Below are 259 nucleotides of genomic sequence, written 5' to 3' on the forward strand. Positions count from 1 at the left end.
GACACCTGGAAAGAAGGCGGCATAGGCAGGAGTATCCTGCACGGGGCGGCAGGCGGGCTGACGACGGGCAACCTCGGCGGCATACTGGCCGGCGGCGGCACTTCCCTTGCCGCACCGTATTTGGACGAAGCGGCGGAAAACCTAGGCCCGGCGGGCAAAGCGGCGGTCAACGCACTGGGCGGGGCGGCAATCGGCTATGCGGCGGGCGGAAATATCGGTACGGCGGCAGTAGGGGCGAATGTCGATTGGAACAATAGGC

Annotated in this window: 1 pseudogene; it reads left to right on the top strand. The window is 66.4% G+C overall.

The features are described from left to right. Positions 1–259 (top strand): annotated as a pseudogene (locus HMPREF2675_RS03435) (hypothetical protein); the annotation flags it as partial.

This window comes from Neisseria sp. HMSC061H08, assembly GCF_001836795.1.
Taxonomy (GTDB): Bacteria; Pseudomonadota; Gammaproteobacteria; order Burkholderiales; family Neisseriaceae; genus Neisseria; species Neisseria subflava_A.